This is a genomic window from Sphingomonas natans (assembly GCF_030546695.1).
GTDB classification, from domain to species: domain Bacteria; phylum Pseudomonadota; class Alphaproteobacteria; order Sphingomonadales; family Sphingomonadaceae; genus Sphingomonas_I; species Sphingomonas_I natans.
In genome coordinates this window covers 194,458-214,395 of sequence record NZ_JAUOTP010000003.1, presented here as the reverse complement: position 1 = coordinate 214,395, position 19,938 = coordinate 194,458, and the positions used below count along the sequence as shown (strand labels likewise).

Annotated in this window: 14 protein-coding genes; 9 read left to right on the top strand and 5 right to left on the bottom strand. The window is 63.0% G+C overall.

Annotated features, from left to right (window positions below):
* Positions 1 to 116: 116 nt before the first annotated feature.
* On the top strand, positions 117 to 908 hold the full coding sequence (locus tag Q4F19_RS07785) for a helix-turn-helix transcriptional regulator (protein WP_303541336.1): 792 nt from the start codon (positions 117 to 119) through the stop codon (positions 906 to 908).
* An 81-nt stretch (positions 909 to 989) separates the two neighbouring features.
* Here Q4F19_RS07785 and Q4F19_RS07780 read toward each other — a convergent pair whose 3' ends face one another.
* Together Q4F19_RS07780 and Q4F19_RS07775 are read right to left on the bottom strand one after the other, a co-directional pair.
* Positions 990 to 2,282, bottom strand: coding sequence for an MGH1-like glycoside hydrolase domain-containing protein (locus Q4F19_RS07780; RefSeq protein WP_303541335.1), 1,293 nt, complete (start codon positions 2,280 to 2,282; stop codon positions 990 to 992).
* A 57-nt stretch (positions 2,283 to 2,339) separates the two neighbouring features.
* A complete protein-coding gene (locus Q4F19_RS07775; RefSeq protein ID WP_303541334.1) occupies positions 2,340 to 4,925 on the bottom strand; it encodes a TonB-dependent receptor in 2,586 nt (861 codons plus the stop codon).
* Between the two features lie 141 nt (positions 4,926 to 5,066).
* Between Q4F19_RS07775 and Q4F19_RS07770 the strand changes: the two genes are divergently transcribed.
* The 6 genes from Q4F19_RS07770 (at position 5,067) to Q4F19_RS07745 (ending at position 12,384) form a co-directional block, all read left to right on the top strand.
* Positions 5,067 to 6,017 (top strand): LysR family transcriptional regulator, encoded by a 951-nt coding sequence (locus tag Q4F19_RS07770; protein WP_303541333.1) that lies wholly within the window; start codon positions 5,067 to 5,069, stop codon positions 6,015 to 6,017.
* 102 nt (positions 6,018 to 6,119) lie between these two features.
* The gene (locus tag Q4F19_RS07765; RefSeq protein ID WP_303541332.1) at positions 6,120 to 7,385 is read left to right on the top strand and encodes a glycerate kinase type-2 family protein; all 1,266 of its coding nucleotides are present in this window, start codon (positions 6,120 to 6,122) and stop codon (positions 7,383 to 7,385) included.
* Positions 7,386 to 7,396: 11 nt separating this feature from the next.
* A complete protein-coding gene (locus tag Q4F19_RS07760; protein WP_303541331.1) occupies positions 7,397 to 8,647 on the top strand; it encodes an MFS transporter in 1,251 nt (416 codons plus the stop codon).
* The gene (locus tag Q4F19_RS07755; RefSeq protein WP_303541329.1) at positions 8,644 to 9,684 is read left to right on the top strand and encodes a zinc-binding dehydrogenase; all 1,041 of its coding nucleotides are present in this window, start codon (positions 8,644 to 8,646) and stop codon (positions 9,682 to 9,684) included. Before Q4F19_RS07760 ends, Q4F19_RS07755 begins: the two co-directional genes overlap by 4 nt.
* Positions 9,681 to 10,664, top strand: a complete 984-nt coding sequence (locus tag Q4F19_RS07750) for a Gfo/Idh/MocA family protein (protein ID WP_303541327.1) — start codon at positions 9,681 to 9,683, stop codon at positions 10,662 to 10,664. Before Q4F19_RS07755 ends, Q4F19_RS07750 begins: the two co-directional genes overlap by 4 nt.
* The gene (locus Q4F19_RS07745) at positions 10,648 to 12,384 is read left to right on the top strand and encodes a glycoside hydrolase family 36 protein (RefSeq protein WP_303541326.1); all 1,737 of its coding nucleotides are present in this window, start codon (positions 10,648 to 10,650) and stop codon (positions 12,382 to 12,384) included. Before Q4F19_RS07750 ends, Q4F19_RS07745 begins: the two co-directional genes overlap by 17 nt.
* Before the next feature lie 408 nt (positions 12,385 to 12,792).
* Here Q4F19_RS07745 and Q4F19_RS07740 read toward each other — a convergent pair whose 3' ends face one another.
* On the bottom strand, positions 12,793 to 13,167 hold the full coding sequence (locus Q4F19_RS07740; RefSeq protein WP_303541325.1) for a response regulator: 375 nt from the start codon (positions 13,165 to 13,167) through the stop codon (positions 12,793 to 12,795).
* Complete coding sequence (locus Q4F19_RS07735; protein WP_303541324.1) at positions 13,164 to 14,210, bottom strand: HWE histidine kinase domain-containing protein; 1,047 nt, start codon at positions 14,208 to 14,210, stop codon at positions 13,164 to 13,166. Before Q4F19_RS07735 ends, Q4F19_RS07740 begins: the two co-directional genes overlap by 4 nt.
* 2,155 nt (positions 14,211 to 16,365) lie before the next feature.
* On the opposite strand from Q4F19_RS07735, the gene Q4F19_RS07730 reads away from it, so the two are divergent.
* Positions 16,366 to 16,521, top strand: a complete 156-nt coding sequence (locus Q4F19_RS07730; RefSeq protein WP_303541322.1) for a hypothetical protein — start codon at positions 16,366 to 16,368, stop codon at positions 16,519 to 16,521.
* A 42-nt stretch (positions 16,522 to 16,563) separates the two neighbouring features.
* On the opposite strand, the gene Q4F19_RS07725 is transcribed toward Q4F19_RS07730, so the two are convergent.
* Positions 16,564 to 16,836 (bottom strand): HU family DNA-binding protein, encoded by a 273-nt coding sequence (locus tag Q4F19_RS07725; protein WP_303541320.1) that lies wholly within the window; start codon positions 16,834 to 16,836, stop codon positions 16,564 to 16,566.
* Between the two features lie 1,484 nt (positions 16,837 to 18,320).
* Here Q4F19_RS07725 and Q4F19_RS07720 point away from each other — a divergent pair.
* The gene (locus Q4F19_RS07720; protein WP_303541318.1) at positions 18,321 to 19,904 is read left to right on the top strand and encodes a carboxylesterase/lipase family protein; all 1,584 of its coding nucleotides are present in this window, start codon (positions 18,321 to 18,323) and stop codon (positions 19,902 to 19,904) included.
* Positions 19,905 to 19,938 lie beyond the last annotated feature (34 nt).

Below are 19,938 nucleotides of genomic sequence, written 5' to 3'. Positions count from 1 at the left end.
GGGCGGCGTCCTGATTTGCGCTGGCATCATATAACTGCGTGACTCAGAGGCAATTGGATCTGGGCAAGCCTCGTGGTATAAAAACGCATGTCGCTTTTCGCCTGGCCACGGCGATCGTGCCGCGCATCGTGGTCGCCGGCCGCTTCGCCCTAGTCGATCGCGCGCACGAGACCCGCTACTGCGGGCCGACGCATGCGCTGCACCTCCACGATTATAGCGCGGAGCTGCGCACGGAGGCGGGGACGCAGCCGTTGGCGCAGGGTGACGTGACGCTCAGCCCCGCTGGCAGCGCCACGACATATGCGCTCGATGCGCCGGGGCGGCACTGGTGCATCCATTTCTTGGCGCCCGCCGATGTCGTAGCTGACGATGCGCCATTGGCGATCCCGGTGCACAGCTCGGCCGCGACGATCGGCGGCGGGGTGCGCGAGCGGATGGCGCATGTCGCGGCGCTGCATGCGCGATCGGCGGACGACCGCCTCGCTGCCGTGGCCGCGGGTTTGGCCCTGCAGGAATTGTTGTTGTGGCTGGCCGATCGGCCGCGCAGCATGCTTGGCGCTCGTGTCGATACGGCTGCGGAGCAGGCTGCGGCGATCATCGACACGCGCTTTGCCGAACCGCTCGATCCGGCGACGATCGCCGCCGCAGTCGGTCGGTCTCCGGCCTATCTGGCGCGGATATTCCGGACGCGCTTCGGCACGACCATCCCGCATCGCCTGATCCGGAGCCGCGCCCAGCATGCCCGCTATCTGCTGGAATCGACCGACCTGCCCATCTGGCGCATCGCCGAGCGGGTCGGGATCCCCGATGCACAGCATTTCAACAAGACGCTGCGGCGGCTGTTGGGGGCGAGCCCTTCCGCGATCCGCGCACGCTCGGTCGGCAAAACGATCGATGCCGATCGCTAGCCGAGCGTCGCGCGCGAGCGTCCACGCGCTCATCTGGCGGCGGCGGGCAAGCCTGCAATGCGTCCTTCATCCCGCGGCATTTTACGATGCGGGAACTGTCGACCAAGCCAGCCAGATCGCTGCCGTCCACGAGAAATCGTCACCCCCGCTGCCGGAGCCGTCGATCGGGCTGAACGCCTCGTAGAAACCTTTGCGGGCGATCAGCGCCAGCGTATCGCCGCGTACCCTTTCGGCCCAGCGGCGATGACCGGCTTCGGCGAGGCCGGTGCCGATCATCCAATTGACCACCGCCCACACCGGCCCGCGCCAATAGCGGACCATCTGGAAGCCCGGATCGTCCGGATCGAGGCTCGGCATCAGAAACTGGACGCGAGCGGAGATGCGCTCGATATGCGCGAGCATCGCCGCGTCCTTCCGCGGGTTTGATAGGCCTGCGTAGAAGCTGAGCAAGGACGCGCTGGTGACAAAGCCGGAATGGCGTCCAGTGAGAAGATCGCGCGAGCACCAGGTGCCGCGCACTTCGTCCCACAACCAACCGATGCCGGCTTCGGAGCGGGCGATCCAGACATCGATTGCGCTGCGGTCACAGCCGAGAATGTCGGCAAGGTCCGCGAGATCGCGATTCGCGCGCAGCAAGATCATCGACATGCCGACATCCGCCACCTTGAACGGATTGCCGGTGGCGATCTTCGCATGATCCCACCCTTGTGCGCGGCCATATTGGACGAGCGCCAGGTAGCGATCATATTCGAGCTTCGTCGGCCGCATCTTGGCATTGAGATGGCCGGTATCGCGGCGGGTATATTCGCCGACGTTCGAGACATCGATCGATTCGCCGGGCGCATCCCATTCGGGAGAATTGTCACGGCCCGTTTCCCAAGGGTGCATCGCCACCACGACGCCGCGCTGCTCGGGGTCGCGATGGTCCGCGAACCAGCGATGCCAAGCGAACAGCTTGTCGAACAGAGCCTCCGCGCGCGGCCGGAAGGCCTCGCCTTCGCCGGCGGCGACCGCGCCGTCCCATAGCCTTCGCACGACGGTCGCGGCGACAGGCGGCTGGGTGATACCCGACGTGACCGGCTCCCTATCTGTGCCCCAGACCTGCGGACCGGGGAAATAGCCCTCGTCCTCCTGCCAAAAGACGATGTGCGGCAGGAAGCCATCGTCCCATTGTGCGCGGAACAGCGTTTCGATCTCGGCCCAGGCGCGTTCGCGGTCAAAGGTGGCGAAGCCCAGCGCGACGAAGGCCGAATCCCAATTCCACTGGAACGGATAGACGCGGCCGTTTGGCACGGTGTAGCCGCCGCGATCATTGCAACGCAGGATATCGCGGGCTGCCCCGTCGAGCCGATCGGTATCGAACTGGTCGGTCATGGTGTCGCCTGAAATGCACGATGCGGACGCGCGTCGGCGCCCGCTCCGGTGAGAGGATCAGAAGGTAAAGGTAAGCCGCCCGGTCACGCGGCGCGGCAGCACCGGGCGGCCGACGAAATATTGCCCGCCGACCGTCTGGTTATTGTCGAGCCGCGGCGAGCCTTCGGTCACGGCGTCGGTATCGAACAGGTTGAAGACGTTGACGCTGAACCGCAGCGCATGCTCGCTGCCGAGCGGGATCTTGTAGCCGGCATCGAGATTGACGATGTTCCACCCTTTCAGGAGGATCGCGTTGTTCGACGCGACATAATTCTCGCCCGTATAGTTCGTGAAAAAAGACACATCGAGCGCGCCGTCGTCATAATAGAGGCCGGCATTGTAGAGCAGGTTCGGCTGGCGCTCGAGCTGGTTGCCGATGATCGCCGGATTTGGCGTCGGAACGTTGTTCACCAGCGCCTGGAACTGGGTATATTCGGCGTGCTGCAGCGTCATGTTGCCGTTGAAGTGGAGGCTGCGCAGCAGCTTGATGTCGAGCGTGGCCTCGACGCCATAGGATTCGGTCGCGATCAGGTTCACCGCTTCCTGGAAGCCGCCGCCGGGGGCGTTGATGAACAGCACCTGCCGCCGGTTATTTAGCTTGGTATAAAGCGCCGCCGCCGTGAAGGTGAATTGCGGCTGGGCGACCTTGATGCCCGCTTCGGCCTGCTTGATGATCTCGCCCGAATAGCTGGAAGTGCCCGGTGACGCGCTGGCATTCGCGGCCGTGCCGGTCGGCAGCGGCGCGAACCCTACCGCGCGGATCTCGGGGAAAAAATAGCCGCGTGAGCCATTGGCATAGAGGCTCACGCGATCGGTCAGCTTGTAGAGCAGGCCGAACGCGGCCGCCCATTCGGTGGCAGAGACCTTGCCGGTCAGATAGCCGTCATTGCCCCAGCTGACGTCGCGCAGCGCCGCCGAGAGATTTGGGGTCGTGGTGTCCGTGATGAAGGTGGAGACGCGCTCGCGGCGGACGTCACCGCTGAAATGCTCGACGCGCCCGCCCAGGTCGAGGTTGAAGCGGTCGCCGATCTCGATCTGATCAGCAAGATAGGCGGCGTAGCGCTCCGCTTTGTGGCGGTTGTTCACATAATTGGCAGTGCTCGCGTTGGTGAGGCCGTTGTGCGAGATGATCGTCGTGGCGCCGGTCGTCGGGTTGGTGACGGTCAGGTTGATCAGGCGCGGCTGGTTGTTGAACTCGGCGAGGTAGGTGGAGGTGACGTTCACGTCCCGCGCCCATGCATTCGCATAGAAGCCGCCGAGCGTGACGCTATGATCCAATGCGCCGGTCACAAACCTGCCGGTGAGGTTCAGTTCGCCGGTGAAATCGTGCATCGGCCGATTGCGATCGGTGAAGCGGTTGGCGAACAATAAGGTGTTCGCGGGCACTGCGCCGCCGCCTGCGAACGTATAGGTGGCGTTGGCCAGGCTGATGCCGTTCAGCTCGGGTATCTGGGCGCGGCGCGCAGCATTGGTCACGAAACTGGCCAGAGTCTCGGGCACGTTGACGATGCCGTCTCCATCCGACCAGAGCCCGAACTTGTGCTTGTATTGGGAATATTTGGCTCTGCCGTTGAAGCCCCAATTGTCGCTCATCTTCTTGTCGAAAGCGAGCGCGACCTGGCCGCCCTTAGTATAGACGCCATCATCGATATCGCTGACGAACGGTCCGTCCGGCGTGTTGAAGCCGAGACTCGCGAGCGGGAACTTGTTTTGGACGGAATTGACCTTCTTCCCGTCATTTCCCGGGATGCGGTTTCGCGTCACCCCGTCGAGCGGGATGGGCAGATAATATTGAACCTGATCGTCGATCCACTGGCCGTAGAGCGTGACCGATCCGCCATTGTCGGGGAAGGCATATTTCAAGTTCGCACGCAGCTGATAGCCCTTGGTATCCAGATCGGTGCGGATCGGCCCCTCGTCATCGCGGTAGAAGCCTGAAAAGGCATAGAACAGATTTTCAGCGAGCGGACCGCTCACGGCAAGGTCGCCGCGATAACGCCCGCGCTGCGCATATTCGAGCTGGGTGGTGCCCCGGAAGGTGTCGGTACCCGAACGGCTCAGATAGTTGATCAGTCCCGCGACCGACCCCGGTCCGAACAGGTTCGAGACGCCGCCGCGCACGAATTCGAGCCGATCAATGCCAAGGTCGTTGCGATAATAGACGTCGAACGCCGACGAGTTGAGGCCAAAGGTTGAGAAGACGGGGATCCCGTCATACATCAGCGGGGTGAACTGATATTGGCCGCCCGAAGGAAGCCCTTTCACGAACACGTTGGCCGCGACTTCACCACCGCCGCCGTCGGCCTTGATCGTCGGGATGCTGTTGAGAATGTCGGCCTGATTGGACGCTGACCGTCGGGCGAGCGTCTCACTGTTCAGCGACGTCACAGCAAGCGGCGTGTCGAGCGCGATGCGCGCACGGGTCGTGCCGGTGACGATGATGTCGGGCGCTGCCTCGGCTGCCGAAGCGATCGCCGTCGGGGTGGGCGCCTCGGCCGGCGGCGCGGCCGTGGTCTGGGCCGACGCCATCGTCGGGAGCAATGCCAGCGCGGCGCTCGCCGACAGCAACCCTGCGCGCAGGCCGTTCATGCCGAAGCCCTTCATCTCATCCCCTCCATCTACCCATCGCAACATTGCCTGTCGCCGATCGTTGGCCAGAGCGTGATCAGAAGCCGGGTCGGCCGGAAGTCTGTGATGTTGCAACGATCTGTTGCGGGTTTCGGAACGTAGCCTTAACAATATCGCATGCTCGATCTCGGCGACCTCATGGTGTTCACGAAAGTCGTCGAGACGGAAAGCCTGACCAAAGCCGGCAAGTTGCTCGGCATGCCCAAGTCGACCATCAGCCGGCGCGTATCACGGCTCGAGGAGTATCTGGGGGTGCAATTGCTTCATCGCTCCACGCGCGCGGTGACGGTGACGCAGGACGGCGCGCTGTTCTTCGATTATTGTTTGCGCTCGATCGGCGTGCTGCGCGACGGGGAGCGCGCTCTTCAAACGGGCCGGGACACACCGCGCGGCGTCGTCCAGATCGCGATCCCCTATGTGCTCGGCCAAAGCCTGATCGGTCCTTTGCTCGCTGACTTCTTGCAGCAATTTCCCGAGGTGCGGCTGGTAAGCGTGCTGAGCGATGATGCGATCGGGTTGCTTCGCTCGGGGTTCGACGTTGCGCTCGCGGTGGGGCCGTTCGCGGATAGCGGGCTGATCGCGGTCAAGCTCGGCTCGACCGGCTGCGGCACTTTTGGCGCACCCGGCTATTTCGAGCGGAAAGGGATGCCGCAGAGCCATACCGAATTGCCGCGCTTCGATTTGCTCGCCACCGGCACTCTCGATCGTCGCCAACGCTGGAGCCTGCACAGCGCCGATGCGCAGGTGACGGTCGAATTCTCGCCGCGGCTGGTGTGCAACGACCTGATCCTGCTCCGCCATGCCGCGCTTTCCCAGCTCGGCATCGCCAGTCTGCCGGCTTTTCTGTGCAAGCGCGATCTCGCCGAAGGGCGGCTCGTCGAGGTGCTTCCCGGCTGGCAAGCCGCTGATATGGATTTCTTCGCTCTGTTCGCTGATCCGAAGGGTGTGTCAGTGCGAGTGCGCACGCTGATCGACTATCTCGTTGAGCATCTGCGCCCGATCCTGTCGTGGGACATGCATGATGTTGCCACAAGCGGAACAATGCGTTCCGATTATGCTGACTTGTAAGCGCTGCCGGTTAGGCCAGCCTAAAGGCGTCCCGGCAACGACCGGCGACTTCATCGGAGAGGGACCATCGCCAGCGCCGGGAGTCCAACTTTAAGCGGCGACGTGCGCGCCAGCCTGCGCGCCTTGTTTGCCGAGGCGGTGCGGGCCGTATCGCCCATCGTCGCGATGCCCTTGGTGCTGCCAAGCGCGCCGCACGGCCGTACAGTCGTGATTGCGGTGGGCAAGGCAGCGGCCGAGATGATGCGTGTCGTGCAGGCGCGCAGCCGGGGCGCCGCCGTCGAGGGGCTCGTCGTCACTAGGCATGGGCACCTGCCCTTGACCGGAGCAAATTGGCCGAACGTGGAGGTAATCGAGGCAGGCCATCCCTATCCGGACGACAATAGCGTCCGCGCCGCGCGCCGCGCGTTGAAACTTGCCGCGACATTGGAGGCGGGCGATCGCCTGCTCGTGCTGCTGTCGGGCGGCGGCTCGGCGCTGCTGGCGGCGCCCGTTCCCGGACTTTCGCTCGCCGACAAGCAGGCGGTCACCCGCGCGCTGCTGCAATCCGGCGCGACGATCGAGGAGATCAACCGCGTGCGCAAACACCTCTCGCTCGTAAAGGGCGGCCGGCTCGCGGTGGCTGCCGGGCATGCGGCGGTGACGACCTGGATCATCTCGGACATTCCGGGTGACGACCCCTCGTTCGTCTCCTCGGGCCCGACGGTGGCCGATACGAGCAATCTCGAAACGGCGCGCGAGATCATCGCGCGTTATGGTATCGAGGTCGCGCCCGCGATCCACACTGCGCTTGCCGACCCGGCGAACGAGACACCTGACCCAGACAGCCTAGGACTGGCTGGGGCGGAGACAGTGGTGATCGCACGAGCCGCCGACTCGCTCAACGCGGCAGGCAAAATGGCGCAGGCGCTGGACTATCAGGTGACGAGCCTGGGCGATCGGCTCCAGGCAGAGGCGCGGCATTTGGGAGCGAGCCATGCGGCACTCTCCCGCCGGCTCGCCAAGGACGGGATCCGCCGGGCGATCCTTTCGGGTGGCGAGACGACGGTCACGGTCGTCAACAAGGCGGGGCGGGGCGGGCGTAACCTCGAATATTTGCTTGGCCTCGCCATCGCGCTCGACGGCGCACCGGGCATCTCGGCCATCGCCTGCGATACCGATGGCATCGATGGCACCGAAGATGCAGCGGGCGCGATCGTCACGTCCGACACGCTCACGCGCGCCGCTGCCCTAGGGCTCGATCCGGCGGCGCATCTAGCGCAGAACAACGCTTATCTTTTTTTCGAAGCGCTCGGCGATCTTGTCGTCACCGGCCCCACGCTCACCAACGTCAACGACTTCCGTGCGATCTTGATCGACGCGGAGGCTTAGAGAGGACAGCGATGCAGGCCGACAAAAAGCGCGGGCCGCCCGGCGCGAACTATCCGTGGTCGCTGATCGCGTTGCTCTGGGTCGTCGCCTTCCTCAACGCGGCGGATCGATCGGTCATCGTTGCGGTGATGCCAAACATCCGCGCGGAATATGGCCTGTCCGGCAATCAGCTTGCCTTGATCTCGTCGGTCTTCTTCTGGGTCTATGCCGCCGCAGCCCTCTTCACCGGGCGGCTCGGCGACAGCGCCCGGCGCACGCGCGTCGTTCTATACGGGCTGGCCTTCTGGAGCGTCGCGACGGGGCTGATCCCGCTCGTCAGCGGTTTTGCGATGCTGCTCGGCGCGCGGGCGATCGTGGCGGCGGGCGAATCCACTTATTATCCCACGGCTACCGCCCTGATCGGTGATTGGCACAAGCCTGCGACGCGCAGCCGCGCACTCTCACTCCATCAGACGGCGGTGTTTGCCGGATCGGGGCTCGGCGCTCTGCTGGCCGGCGCGTTGGCCGATCATTTCGGCTGGCGCATGCCGTTCCTGGTATTCGCGGTCGCGGGCCTCCTTTGGGTCGCGGTACTGTACCGCACGCTGCAAGACGCGCCGATCGTGCATACCGCGGCCGAGGCGGGGAAGGGCAACGAGCCATATGGCGTGGTGCTCCGGATCAAGCCGGCGGTGATGCTGTTCGTCGTTTTCTTCCTCGCAAACGGCGTAGCCAACGGCATCACCGTGTGGGCGCCGACGTTCGTCCACGACATGCTGGGTGAGAGCCTGACCGGCTCCGCCTTTTACGGATCGGCGAGCATCAACATCGCCGGCTTCGTTGCCGTGCCGCTCGGTGGGCTGCTGGCGGATACGCTGGCGCGGCGAAACCCGGTCGGGCGCTTCTACACGCTCGCAATAGGATTGACGGTGGCGGCGTTGATGCTGTTGCCTATGCTTTGGGCGCGCAGCGGGGCGATGGTCGGCATGGTCCTGATCGCGACGACGCTCGGCAAGGGCCTGTTCGACGGCTGCATCTACGCGGCGATGCAGGACGTCGTGCCGCCGAGCGCGCGATCGACTGCGGTCGGGCTGATGACGACCTGCGGCTTCATCGGTGCCGGCTTCGCGCCACTGGTCATATCGGTGCTTTCGAAGACGCTGGGCATGGCCGGCGCCTTCGCGTCGTTCGGCGCGCTGTACGCGATCGCCGTGCTCATCTTGTTGGCGACGCGCGAGTCCACCCGTGCGGCCGTGATCGCCAACCAGCAGCAGGTGCAATGATGCAGGGATTGATGCTCGCCGCCCCGCGAAACCTGGTGTTCGAGACGCTCGATCTCGCGGCAGGGCCGGGGCAGGTGCTGATCCGTACGCTATATTCTGGGGTCAGCGCGGGCACCGAGCTCTCGCAATATCGCGGGTCCAGCCCGTTCATGAACCGCCAGTGGGACGAGAGCCGGCGGCTGTTCGTCGAGGGGGCGGGCCCGAGCTGGCCGTATCCGGTGCGCAACCTCGGCTATGAGGAAGTGGGCGAGATCGTCGGGCTGGGGGACGGCGTGGAGGGGCTGGCCGTCGGTCAGCGCCTTTACGGAACGTGGGGCCACCGCACGCATCATGTCGCTGAGGCCAACTGGGCGCGTGACCGATTGTTGCCCGAAGACGCGGATCCGCGCATTGGCGTTTTCAGCCATATCGGAGCGGTGGCGCTGAACGGGGTGCACGACGCCCGCATCCGCATTGGCGATGTCGTCGCGGTCTTCGGGCTGGGTGTGCCTGGGCAAATCGTCGCCCAGGCGGCGCGGGCGAGCGGCGCGCGCGTAATCGCGGTCGATCCCGATCCGGGCCGCCGCGCAGTGGCGCTGCGACTGGGCGCGCACGAAACGCTTGATCCGGCCGGTGGCGGCGCGGCGGAGGCGATCAAGGCGATCACCGGGGGGCGCGGCGCGGATGCGTGCATCGAAGTGTCCGGCGCGCCGCCCGCGCTGGCCGATGCCATCCGCGCGATCGCTTATTCGTCGCGCGTCGTGGCAATGGGCTTTTTCCAGGGTGAAGTTCCGGGGCTGCGGCTCGGCGAAGAGTTCCATCACAATCGGGTGGAACTGGTTTGCTCGCAGATTTCGGGTACCGCACCTGAGGCCATGCACCGCTGGTCGAAGCCGCGATTGTGGCGGACGGCGATCGATCTCCAGCATGCGGGGCAGCTCGATTTGATCCCCCTTATCACGCATGGAGTGGCGTTTGCCGAGGCGCCGGCCTTGTTCGCGCGCATTGATGCGGGCGAACAAGGCCTGTTGCAGGCGATGCTGGAGTTCGGGGCGTGACGCTGCGCGTTGCCCTGCTCGGCTGCGGCGGCATCGCCGGGCGCCATGCCGGCGCGGTCGCGGCTTTGCCCGAACGGATGAGCCTGGTCGGCTGCTGTGGGCGCGATCAGCCGCGCACCGATGCCTTCGCCGCGCAGCATGGCGGCGTGGCCTTCGTCGATCTGGCTCGAATGATTGGCGAGGTCGCGCCCGATCTGATCATCGCGACTTTGCCGCCTTTTGTGCGCGGTGGGGAGATCGAGCATATTGCCGATCGGGGCATTCACCTGCTTGTCGAGAAGCCAATCGCGCTGGATATGGGCGCCGCCGAAAGCATGGTCGCGGCGGTGGAGGCGACGGGCGTCACGGCAGCGATCGGCTTCATGTACCGGCATGGCGACGCGGTGAAGCGCTGGAAGGCGAGCGATACCGGTACGGTCGGGATGTACGCGGGCAGCTATCATTGCAACGCGCTGCACGCGCCGTGGTGGCGCGAGCAGGCGAAGTCAGGCGGACAGATGCTGGAGCAGGTGATCCACCAGATCGATCTGGTCCGCCATCTCGTCGGCGAGCCCAGCACCGTCTATGCGCGCCGTGCGAACTTGTTTCATCGCAATATGCCGGGCTACGATGTCGAGGACATTTCGGCGATCCTGTTCGGCTGGGACGACGGCCGCATCGCCACCCTCGATGCGTCCAACATCGCGACGCCGGGCGAATGGCACAAGGCATGGGCGGTCTATGCCGAGCGGCTTACGGGGCGCTTCACCAGCTGGAACGATGCTGTACTGACGCCGACCCAAGCGGGTGCAGCAGCCGAGACAATCGCCGGCCCGAGCGATCCCTTCATCGCGCAACTGGCCGATCTGGCCAATGCGATCCGCGACCGCCGTCCGCCGCTGGTGCCCCTGCGCGAAGGCTCAGCCTCGCTGCGGCTAGCGCTAGCCGCGCGGCAATCGGCCGACGAGCGCACCGAGATCTGTCTTGCCGATCCTGCCTGAATTACGCAGCATCGATCTGGGCGACGTGGCGCCGCTGATCGACGGACAGCTGCCCTATCGTCTGGAGGTCTCTGCGCGCGACGAGAAGGGCATCGTCTGGACGCTGCCGTCCGGCGGCGCGATCCGGCTGACGATACGAAGGATCGACGACGCGATCGCGATCGACGTGACGGCCGAGGACATTACCTGTCCGCTCGCCAGCCTGGGGCTGCGATTTGGGGGCATTAGCGGCGTTCGCAAGTATCTGCGCAACGGCTATCAAAGCTGGGACGGCAGCTATTTCGTAGCGCCGGGTACGCCGGCGGGCGACGGGCCGCCGGCCAAGGCGCCGACGCTCGGCTTCGCGATGACGGCGCTGCTGCCCGTGGTGGGCGCTGGTGCGGTGGTGCTCGGCCACGACCGGCACGATCGCTTTCAAACGCGCTTCCGCTTCGGCGGCACAGCTGCGGCATTGACGATCGACGTCGAGACATTGCTGGATGGCACCGGCGCGACCCAGGCCGAGACCTTGTTCCTGTTCGACGGCGACGAAGTCGAGGAGGCGTTGCGGCGCTGGTCCCGCCGTTCGGCATCCGCCTCGCCGCTCGCGCCGCGTATCCCTGATCAGCGGCTGACGGGCTGGTGTTCGTGGTACAATCTATATGCCGCAATCGACGAACCGCTGCTGCGCGAACATCTGGATGCCGCCCGCGCCTATCGCGACACGCACGATGTCGCGCTCGAAATCTTCCAGATCGATGACGGCTTCACGCCCGAAATGGGTGATTGGCTGGATGTGAAGGCTCAATTCCCGCGGGGGATGAAACCGATGCTGCAGGAGATTGCGGCGGCAGGCTTTCGTCCCGGCCTGTGGATCGCGCCGTTCCTGGTCGGAAATCGCAGCCGGTTGTTTGTCGAGCATCCGGACTGGGTGGTCCAAGACCGCGCCGCGGGCCGCCCGCTCCTCGCGATGCACTTCTACGGCGAGTTTCGCTGGCACAAACGATCGGAGGAATATTACGTCCTGGATATCACTCACCCCGAAGCCGAGGCCTATATTCGCCGCGTCTTCCGCACGTGGACGCGCGAGTGGGGCGCCGGTTACATCAAGGCCGATTTCCTGCTGCACGGCGCCGAATATAGCCCCGATCGGGCGATCTGGCACGCAAGCGGATTGTCACGGATCGCGATCTGGCGCCGCATGATGACAGCGATCCGCGAGGAGATCGGCGACGATGTCACCCTATCCGGCTGCGGCTGTCCGCTATGGGCATCGATCGGGCTCGTCGACGCGGTGCGGATCGGGCGCGATGTGGGCGTGACCTGGCACGGCGACTATTCGGCCGAAAGCTTGCTGCGAGATCTGCAGAGCCGCAACCATGCCCACGGCATCCTGTGGCAGGCTGATCCCGATTGCCTGCTGTTGCGCGATCGCTTTCACGAACTGAGCAATGCGCAGGTGGAGGCGCTCGCGCATTTCGGCGGCGGGGCAGGAGGCGTCGTGATGACGAGCGACCAGCTTGCCGAACTGCCCCCCGGCCGGGCGGCGCTGTTGGCCGAACTCCTGCGCACGCGGGTCACGCACTGCGACTTCCCGCGGCTCGGCACAGACGGCGTCACCATCGAGCAGCGTTTGTGGGACGGCGCGGCGGCGGCGGCGACACAATGGTTCAACCCTAGCGACACGCCGAGCGACGGCCCTGACGGCGGGACGTTGCCGCCCTACACGCTCCGCCGGTGATAGCCGCGGTTGCTTCGTCCGAATGGCGCGGCGTTCGTCCGCAACGCTTTAAAAAAATGCGGGAGGCTCCCATCCGAATTTCTGGGGGACCCAAGGGCGCTATCGAAAGCAAGAGATCGAGATGAATGTGTCTGCTTGCGCGAGCGCAAATTGCGGCCTGAATGTCCGTGTGTGGACGCCCCGCTGGGTTCAAGAGGTGTTAAGGTGGCTCGATCGCGCAGGTTCAGGTGCGTCCGTGTGTCCGGCCTGTCGAGCAGCCCTCACCCCCGAGCGCGCAAAACCGGTCTGGACCCGAATCGCGATCTCCATACCGATCAGCAGCCGTGACCGGTTTGGGTCCTTGCGCCGCCAAAGCTGTCTGTCGGCTAGCGCCCCGTCAGCGGGCGTACGGGCGCTGATCACAAAGTTTCAACGCGGCGCGGGCCCCAGCAGCGCCGTGAACGCCCGTGCGAGCTCGCCCATTGGGTACGGCTTCGTCAATATGATATGCTTTTTATACCTTTCCGGAATTCGCTCGACCTGATAGCCCGTCGAGAAAATGAAGGGTATTCCCCGACCTTGAAGGACGGCCGCCACCGGGTAACTAGTGGTGCCGCTAAGGTTGATGTCCAACATGGCGGCATCGAATAAATTTGCGGCTAAGATATCGCAAGCCTGGATAACGGTTGACGCGGTAAAGACAGCCTCGCACCCCAACTCCTCGAGAGCGCCCACCAACATAATCATTATGGCCATTTCGTCCTCGACTACCAGAATGCGTTTTCCGGCAAGTGGCGTGATCACAAAATGTTGCCGTGGGCCGGCACCTCAATTAGACAGACGAGGCCGGAATCCTTGTATTCGAGAGTAACCTTTCCCCCCAATTCATGTGCCAATCCGCGTTCTAAAACTTGAGACCCAAACCCCTTCTGCGTGGGCTTTGCTACCGGTGGGCCGTCGTTCTCTGCCCATCGAATACGTAAGTTTGCGCTCGCCGCTAATGGGGAAAAGTCCCAAGACACCGCTAGTGAGCCACGCTGACTGTGGAATGCTCCATATTTGGTCGCGTTTGTCGCCAACTCGTGAAAAGCTATTCCGAGAGCAATTGTGGCCCTGGGGGAAAGCTGAAAGTCGGGTCCACTTATGGTGGTTCGATCGAAGTCGCCGACAGCGGGACGGAACGGCTCGAGCGCCGTAGTCACGAGATCATGCATGGCTACTCCGTCCCAGCTAACTCGGGCGAGCAGATCGTGCGACCGGGACAGTGCAAAAATGCGCGACTCAACTGCGTCGCGGAACAGTTCACCTTGGTTTGCCTTTTTCGACGCTTGTGAAACGATGGATTGAACTGTCGATAAGGTATTTTTCACCCGGTGGTTAAGTTCGTCGATAAGCGCGTAACACCGCTCGCGTTCTTGGTGGTGCTTCGTATTATCGGCTAGCGAGATAAAATGTTGAGCGGTCTCGCCAGCTGCATTGAAAACCCGGCTTACGAATGTACTCGCCCAGAATCCTGAGCCATTTTTGCGACGGTAGCGGATATCGGGGCCACCTTCATGCCCGTGGCAGGCAGCGGCGATCTCCGCCAATGTCTTCCCATCGCTATCGGGATGAAAAAAGAACTCGATTGGCTGCGCCAGAACTTCATCGCACGGATAGCCGGTGAGATGAAAAAAAGCTTCGTTGGCGAAAATGATCGGCTCGCCGGGCGCCGTCGCGTCCGTGAAGGCCATCGCCATTCTGGTCGTTTCCGCTGCGACGACAAAAGGGCCAAGTTGCCTTTGAAAGTTCGCTACCTGCCCCTCAGCGGCCCGCTGCTCGACTGTTTTGGATTTTGAATCGGGCAAGACGCAGTCTCCCAAGTGGCGGGAGCTCATCGAATCTCTCAGTCGTCGGAAGCCGAGTCTACGACGATAGAATCACATAGCACGCACCGGCTCCGCATCATATGCTCAGCAATGGAGATTATAAAAATAGAGCGCCTCAGTTATTCTACGCGAGCATTGCGCTCGGCAGTTTGAGATCAAGAGCGTCTTCAGCAGTTACAGGGTAACCGAGAAGATACCCCTGGATAGGGCCGCAGCCTAGGCCGACGGGTGAAGCAAGCGGGTCCGTGAATCCTTCCTTTTCGGCCGTCGTGGCCGAAGCCTAGGCGGGCTGCGATCCCTAGTAGCAGCTGCTTAACGGACGCCCACTTTCGGGGACGGCCAAAGCTTGCTTGAGCAACTGATTTTGGGTTCTATTCGCCACAATCTAAGCTGACCGCCGCCATCCTTTGCTGCTTCCTCGATTGCGGTGGCGATAATCGGCCCTGCGTACAGTATGCAATCGACCCATAGTGGGATCCTGGTAGGGGATCGAGATAAAGCGGAAGGTGCGGGAGCCAGCCGCCTCTCGTGCGGACGGTAATTGTGAGGGGCAGCTCGCTGTTCTGACCCATGTCGCGCCCGGTCGACATTTGGATTGGTACGGAGACGAGGAGATCTTCGGCGGCTCCTTGACGTCTCCCTCGCCCGCGCCGCTGTTCGGAAGCTGAGCCTCGGCGTAGGCGAGACGTTTCCTCAGAGCGTGCGGCGCTCTTGTAGCAGAGTTGGAGGCGTACGGGACCGAGGGCCAGACCATCCGAAGCCGCCGCGAGCAAGAGGGACAAAACGGCTATCATCAGGCGCATCATGCCGTTTGCTGGAGCAGGCTGGATCAAGGGACGCGCAACGATCCGATCCGCTTCGGGACCACGCGATTGCGGTTCACAGACCGACCGTAGATTGATTGGTTCGGATTCGGTGCGGGGACGGTCTGAGAATCGGAAGGGGTCGTGAAGCGTGCAGAGTATCGTTGATTTCTGCGATCTAACCCGGTCGCGCGTATAAAAGGTAGTAAACAGCCCAATTAGCATACTACCATGGATTGGGGGCGGCTGATTCGCGATCCGCGGTAGACGCAGATGGTCTCGCCAGAAGGCTTGCTCAGGAACGCGCCGAAGATTTAAGCGATCGACGAGAAGCTGGGAAAGCAAATGCGGCGCGTTTTAAGGATTACGGGACGGAAATAGCCCAGCAAGCACCGAGCTCCACGCCTCAAAAGCGGCTCAGATTGGAGCCGCCTCGATGGTTCGACCTTTAATCATCAGCATACCTGATCCTGTGCTTTGCGAATGTCGATTACGTCTTACTGACGGTACATCCGCGCAGCGAGTTGGGGCGCGAAAGCCCTCCTCGTTATGCGGACCCTAGAACCGATCCACCTCGGCACGCCGCAATGCCAGGATCCGATGTGCATCCTCCTCGGTAGGCTCGCTGTTACACGACTCGTTGCGCGGCGCAGAGCGCTCAACCTCCTCCAGCGCCTGGGCTATTCGGAGCGCGACAAGCGACGCGCCTTGCTCATCGGCAGTGACGAGCGCCGTCTCGAGTAATCGCCGAATTTGAGCGAGAACGGAAAGTGGCACTGTAGACAACTGACGTCCTCATGCAGTTTCATCAACGTGTGTTGAGTATTCATATTAGCAAAATAGTTGTGCTTAGAAAGGATGAACATCCGACGGGCGGCCCCTAGCTTCTTCCGATGGGTCAATGCCTGGAGCGGACCTCGATAGGGCATTGCTGGCCATTTCTTCAGATTCTGGCAACCGAGAGTGTCTTTGCTCCCGTCCCGATCGCAGGAGCGCGCAGGGCACGGTATTTTCTTCATCTTCAGACTGATGTTCGCACTACCGATCTTGAAGGCGGAAGTTCGACACGCCCATCGGGGGAGTCGACCGTGGAGCGTGTCGGTGGCCGACGCCGTAGGTCTTATCGTTTGGAAATGATCGATGGACGTGCCCGATCGGCCGTCGATCGGGCCGGTCCGGCCTGTCTCCGAGGGCCGAAAATGCTCCCAGGCGGCAGGATTAGGCCTCAGGACTTTGCTACTCACCCCGCCTCTCGTGAAGTGGCGCTTTAATGTCTTTCGCGTAAGGGATCGCGCTGCTGCGAACTGGACCTGATCCCGATGCACCTACCAATGTTGATCACCACCACCTCGGTGGCCATGCTCGTGCTGATCTTGATCGGCTTGGAATTGGGCAGAGTGCGCCTGATCACGGGCCTACTAGGCTGGGCTATGTGGTCGGTCGTCGTGCTGCTGCCGGTCGCGGCCGCTGTGCATCTTAGCGCCTGATCGATCCTCCTGGCATCAAGGGGTCGTGTGGGCAGGGCCATCTCAGCGGAACATAGCCTTGAGCGCTTTGCTCGCCCGGAACTTCGGCATGCCGGTTGAAGCGATCTCTAACCGCTCGCCGGTGCGTGGGTTGCGTCCCGGTGAAGGCTTCCGCTTGGTCACAGAAAATACGCCAAATCGGACCAAGCGCACTTCATCGCCTTCGGCCAGAGCCATACCGATTCTACTCAGCGCTGCCTCGACGATCAAAGACGTTGCGGCCCGGTCGAAACCGCCCTCGTCCGCGATTGCTCGGATCAACCCCAGCTTGTTCATCCGCCCACTCTATTAGCTGTTCGGTCGAACAAGACTCCCATGCGATAGCGTCTGTCAAAAAAATTCGGCTCTCCCGACGTGCAGACAATCAGAGACCGGGGGGCGGTTGCTGTGCTGCACGCGTGGAAGCTGTTTTGCTCTGGAGCAGAAAGCGAACTGGCGCATTGAACATACTGGACTGACGAAGGCGACGCCGATGTCTCAGGGTCTGAAGCACCATTTGAGCAGCTGGTGCATGCTGGCCGCGATCTGCGCCGCTATGCTCGTGCTTATTGCGCTGGGCGTCTACTTGACCTCAAGGCCCGACAGCGGGCCGAAGCCGATCGCCAGGCCCGACGCCCCCCGGGCAGCTATAAGCCCGGCCAAGGCGCAATAGGCTGCTTTGCTACCCGCCTTCAAAGCGAGAAATAGCTCAGCGTGGACAGGATCGGCAGCTGGTTGCCAGCTTCGTCGATCGCGGTGGGAAGGCGTTGCGTGCCACTGCGGACCTAAGCCGGGGCTTAGGTCAAGACGATGTTTTCCAGGTCCCGAACCAAAGCAGTCCCAGCCGTAGATGGTTTTTGCGCGCATCGCGGATCAGGCCATCAACCAGCGAAAAATTGTAGACGCCTTTTTCGGCTCCAGCTGTTCCCACGAGACAGGTACGAACACAGTATTTAAATTCATAGCCGCGAGCTGCGGTTAGACCGGTTGCACGTATTCGAGATGCGAATAGCTGGAATTATAGACCTCGCCGCCGAGCATCAGGAAGGGCGCACCCTTGACGACCAGCTGTGTAACACTGCCTCGCCGCGAACCGGCGCTTCGGCTGGAGCGGTGCGGTCGGGCCACGTAAATTCTGGCGCGCAGGCCAAGCTTCTTCTGCGCGCCGTGAGAACTGAGACAATGCGTGCTTGGGCAAGCAGCGGCGGTCTGACTTCCTGTGGGTGCTTTCGCACAAAACCTTGTTCCAACCAGTCGCGCAACGCCAACCGAGCAGGCCGCTTCGCGTCCGACCGCGCCATCGTCCAGCCGATCCGTCCGTCGACGATCATTCTCCTCGACGACTCTGCGATGGCCGTTCAGCGAGAACAGGGGGCGAGCGTCTGTGCTTTCGATGTCAGCTCGTTCGCGGCCTGTTTCAATCTGGGTCGCGAGGGGCGAAGATCCAGAAAGCTATAGCGCCGAGACATCCTGGATGCAGGCCTCAAACCATGCGTACATTTAGGTGCTGATCCGGTTCGGTCATAATGATTCGCCGCGTAAGCCGGGGCGCTCTACCGATCTCGCGACGGAGTTTCCTGCCAACCTCCGCCGATACGTGCAGGAAAAGCGGGCGGCGCATGACAGGTCCTGGCATGCGATCCGTCTTGCCGATTAGCGGGCCCGTCGGATGTGATTGATCCGTCAACAGGCAGCGAGAAAGCCTTTCGGTCGATCGCTGCAAGCGCGACTATAACAGCCGCTTTCGCCATTGTGCGCGGCCAACCTAGGAGAAAGAGCTGATGACCATCGCGAGCGCTGAAGGTGTGTCGCGGCGCATCGTTCTGGCAGGGGCGGGCCTGCTGCTGACCGGGATCGAGCCGGTCCGCGCCGCGGGCGTCCGAAGGCAACGGAACAGGGTCCGCACCTTGGTCGGTGATTTTGTCGGTGTCTGCGATCAGGGCGTCACGGCGTTCCGGGGAATTCGATATGGCCGGGCGCCACGGTTCCGCGCGCCGGGCGCGGTGGGTGCGCCCGGGAAGCGGATAATGGCGGACGCGTTTGGACCGGTCAGCCCGCAGGGCGATGAGACCTATCACCCGCAGTCAGAGGATTGCTTGTTCCTCAATATCTGGACCACCGAACCGCACCCGGCCGCCAGGAAGCCCGTGATGCTTTATTTGCACGGGGGCGCCTATTCGAACGGCAGCGTCACCGATCCGTTGAATGACGGGCAAAGGCTGGCAGCCCGCGGCGACGTCGTTGTCGTGACCGTGAATCATCGGCTCAACGCGTTCGGCTATCTGTACCTCGCCCGCCTCGATCCGCGCTTTGCAGATAGCGGCAATTGTGGACAGCTGGATCTGATCCTCGCGCTCCAATGGGTGCGACAGAATATCGCCGCGTTCGGCGGCGATCCTGAGCGCGTCATGCTGTTCGGCCAGTCCGGCGGCGGGGGGAAGATCGCGACGCTGATGGGCATGCAGGCGGCCGACGGGCTATTCTCTCGCGCGGCAACGATGAGCGGGCAGCAGGTCACGGCCTCGGGCCCCATCAACGCGACGGCGAGGACGCGTGCATTCCTCACCGCGCTGAGACTGCGCGAGACCGACCTGGACCTGTTACTGGCCATGCCTTTCGAAAAGCTGCTCGAAGGTCTTGCCGCGACGGATCCGATCCTCGGCGGAGGCGTCTATTTCGGGCCGGTGCTCGATATGAAATCGATCGTCCGGCACCCGTTCTGGCCGGATGCAAATCCCCAGTCGCTCAGGATCCCGATGATCCTCGGCAATACGCTTGATGAGACGCGCGCCTTTACCAGACCCGATTCCCCTAAGGTTCAAGGCCTGACGTGGGACAATGTCGCCGAGCGAATGGCACCGGATCTGCGGACTGACATCTTGCCGGAATGGGTCGTCGGACAATATCGCCAACAGTTTCCAAACTGGTCGCCGATCGATGTTTTCTATGCGGCGACGACCGCGGGGCGGAGTTGGCGCGGCCAGGTTATCGAGGCGGAAGCCCGCGCTCGCGCGGGGGCACCGGCGTGGGTGTATCAGGTCGATTTTACCTCGCGCCTGGATCCGCGACACGGTGCGTTTCACACGATGGACATTCCGCTCGTGTTCGGAACGCTTGACGCAAAGGGTTCCGAAACCGGGATCGGCGTCGACGCGCGGACTGCGTCTCAGACGATGCAAAACAGCTTCGTCGCGTTCGCCGCGACGGGTGATCCCAACCATCCAGGGCTGGCGCGTTGGCCGACATATGATCTCGAGCGGCGCCCGACAATGCTGTTCGACGTGGTTTCAGGCGTGGAGGAGAACCCGCGGCGGTGGCAGCGGGAGCTGTTCGCGCGCGTTCCTTATATTCAGCCGGGGACCTGAATATTCAGCCGGGAACTCGAGGTTCGCGATGTTT

Bases quoted from the DNA above. Each gene is read 5' to 3' on its own strand.
- Q4F19_RS07770 (WP_303541333.1), top strand. From the start codon at position 5,067: ATGCTCGATCTCGGCGACCTCATGGTGTTCACGAAAGTCGTCGAGACG.
- Q4F19_RS07720 (WP_303541318.1), top strand. From the start codon at position 18,321: ATGACCATCGCGAGCGCTGAAGGTGTGTCGCGGCGCATCGTTCTGGCA.
- Q4F19_RS07725 (WP_303541320.1), bottom strand. From the start codon at position 16,836: ATGAACAAGCTGGGGTTGATCCGAGCAATCGCGGACGAGGGCGGTTTC.
- Q4F19_RS07730 (WP_303541322.1), top strand. From the start codon at position 16,366: ATGTTGATCACCACCACCTCGGTGGCCATGCTCGTGCTGATCTTGATC.
- Q4F19_RS07755 (WP_303541329.1), top strand. From the start codon at position 8,644: ATGATGCAGGGATTGATGCTCGCCGCCCCGCGAAACCTGGTGTTCGAG.
- Q4F19_RS07775 (WP_303541334.1), bottom strand. From the start codon at position 4,925: ATGAAGGGCTTCGGCATGAACGGCCTGCGCGCAGGGTTGCTGTCGGCG.
- Q4F19_RS07780 (WP_303541335.1), bottom strand. From the start codon at position 2,282: ATGACCGACCAGTTCGATACCGATCGGCTCGACGGGGCAGCCCGCGAT.
- Q4F19_RS07760 (WP_303541331.1), top strand. From the start codon at position 7,397: ATGCAGGCCGACAAAAAGCGCGGGCCGCCCGGCGCGAACTATCCGTGG.